The sequence below is a fragment of the Streptomyces sp. NPDC051172 genome, from assembly GCF_040682555.1.
Classification (GTDB): domain Bacteria; phylum Actinomycetota; class Actinomycetes; order Streptomycetales; family Streptomycetaceae; genus Streptomyces.
Genome location: NZ_JBFBBE010000288.1, coordinates 1 through 2158, shown reverse-complemented (window position 1 = coordinate 2158; position 2158 = coordinate 1). Strand labels below are relative to the sequence as shown.

The following is a 2158-nucleotide window of genomic DNA, read 5'->3' as shown; positions in this document are numbered from 1 at the left end:
CTGAAGTCGGCGGTCAGTGCCCTGGGTGTCCCCGTTCCGTCGGTGACCCGGACCGGGAGCCCGCGCAGGACACCGGCCGCGTCGCTCAGGTGCGAGGAGCGGGCTCCTGCACCATCCGCCGGGCCGCCGTGGGACCCGGCTCCTGCACCTGGAAGTACGCCCGCGACAGCACCCGTTGCTGCACCGTGCGGTTGCGGTCCATGACCCGGTAGAGGGACCGGCGGAACATGCCTCCGAGCCGCCCCTCCAGCGCGAACAGGCGTTCCTGGCGCAGCTGGAGGGCGCGGGAGCGGCGTACCGACTCCTCGCGCGCGCTCTGGAACGCCTCCCCGGCCTGCTGCAACCGGTCCGGGCCGCCCCCGGAGACCAGCGCCTTCTCCACCAGCGGCGCCAGGGTGACCGCGTCGATGATCGCGTGGTTGACGCCCTGGCCGAGGATCGGCGTCAGCGTGTGCGCGGCGTCCCCCATGAGGATCAGACCGGGTGTCGACCAGCGGGGCACCAGCGTGGTGAAGATGTCCAGCATCGAGGTGTCCGACCAGGCCCGCACAGTGTCGCGCACGGCGTCCGACAGCTCGGGGGCGAGCCGGTCCAGGCGCTCGTGGAGCGCGCCCAGTCCCTGGGCGCGCAGGTCCTTCAGACCGCCCTTGGGGATGTTGAGGCCCACCCGGACGCTGTCCGGGTGGGTGGGGATGAACAGCCCGTGCTCGCCGCCCCGGATGCGGATGCGGTAGGTGTGGCCGTCCCACTGGGCCGGGAAGGGCAGTCGCAGCCAGATGACGTCCCGGTCCAACGGCAGCTTCTCGTACGGCAGTTTGGACAGCTCCCGCACCTTGCTGAACCGTCCGTCGGCCGCCACCGTCAGCGCGGCCCGAACGGTGATCTCGCCGTCGGGGGTGCGGGCGCGCACCCCGGTCACCGGGCCGTCGGCGCCCTCTTCGCGCAGCAGGCCCACGGCGGTGGCGGACTGACGCAGCGTGAAGCCCGGGTGCTCCCGTCCGGCCTCGGCGAGGGCGGACAGCAGCGCCGGCTGCGGCAGTTCGACGGGGTAGGGGTGCGGGTAGGGGAACTCGGAGAAGTCGGCCCGCAGCACCACGCTGCCGGCGTCGACGATCTCCATGTGGTGCATCTGGACGTACGTCCCGTCGAGCCGGTCCAGCAGTCCGAGGCGGTCCAGCATCCACACCGAGTCCGGAGACACCGACTCGCCCCGGAACGAGCGGTTGAAGTGCCCGCTCTGCTCCAGAACCACCACCGAAACGGAACGCTTGGCGAGCTCCACGGCGAGCGTGAGTCCGGCAGGACCCCCTCCTACCACGCACACCTGTGCGGTCAGCTCTGCTGTCATCGTCATGCTGCCTCTCCAGCGGAGTCATGGTCGGTCGATCGTGGGACCGCGGCCTAAAGCTCCCCTTGCAGCCGACGCACGCCGGACCTCGGACGCCGGTCGGCTCAGTCCCGCGGTCGCGCCGGGACGGTGACCGACTCGACCTTGCTCTTCAGCGCGTCGGTCAGATCCCGGAACCCCGCCTCCGACGGAGCGATGACCGAACCGGAGAACGGCACCAGCAGTCCGCTGAAGCGCTCGCTCTGCAGCACATGCGTACCGCCGTCACGCGCCGTCAGTTCGAAGCTGTGCACCCCGTCGAAGACGCCGGGCACGCCGAACCGGCCGCGCCAGCGCAGCAGTCGGCCGGGCTCGCTCTCCAGCACGGTGGGCCGGAAGACCATCTCCCGCCCGTTCCCGGGAAGCCGGAAGCGCAGCGTCAGCCGGGCCCCCGGCACGGCCCGCCCGGCGGCCTCGACGAGGAAGGGGTTCCACTCGTGGAACCGCTCGAAGTCGGTCAGCACCGCCCACACCTGGTCGGCGGAGGCGGAGATGTGTACTGCGGACGAGATGCGACGCATACGAGGTCCTTCCAGAAGCCCGGCGGGACCGAGGTGGGGACGTCCACGCGGGCATGGGCAGGGAGTGCCGTGTTCCGGCAAGCGTTGTCCGGCGCTCCACGCTACTGACCGCACCACTCGGCCGCACCCGCAACGTCCATCGGCACAAGCGACGCCTTAGGGCTCGGCGAAGTCCGGTGTCGCGAAGGGGCCGGCCGAGGAGGTGCGGTTCGCGGGCTTCGACGAGCGGGCCCACGCGGCGTTCGCCGCG

At 71.6% G+C, this 2158-nt stretch carries 2 protein-coding genes; both read right to left on the bottom strand.

The window, feature by feature from the left end:
• Positions 1 to 85 precede the first annotated feature (85 nt).
• On the bottom strand, positions 86 to 1354 hold the full coding sequence (locus AB0N07_RS50405; RefSeq protein ID WP_365847656.1) for an FAD-dependent oxidoreductase: 1269 nt from the start codon (positions 1352 to 1354) through the stop codon (positions 86 to 88).
• A gap of 98 nt (positions 1355 to 1452) precedes the next feature.
• Positions 1453 to 1908 carry an SRPBCC domain-containing protein gene (locus AB0N07_RS50400; RefSeq protein ID WP_365847654.1) on the bottom strand — a complete coding sequence of 152 codons (456 nt, stop codon included), beginning with the start codon at positions 1906 to 1908 and terminating at the stop codon, positions 1453 to 1455.
• Between the last annotated feature and the right edge of the window lie 250 nt (positions 1909 to 2158).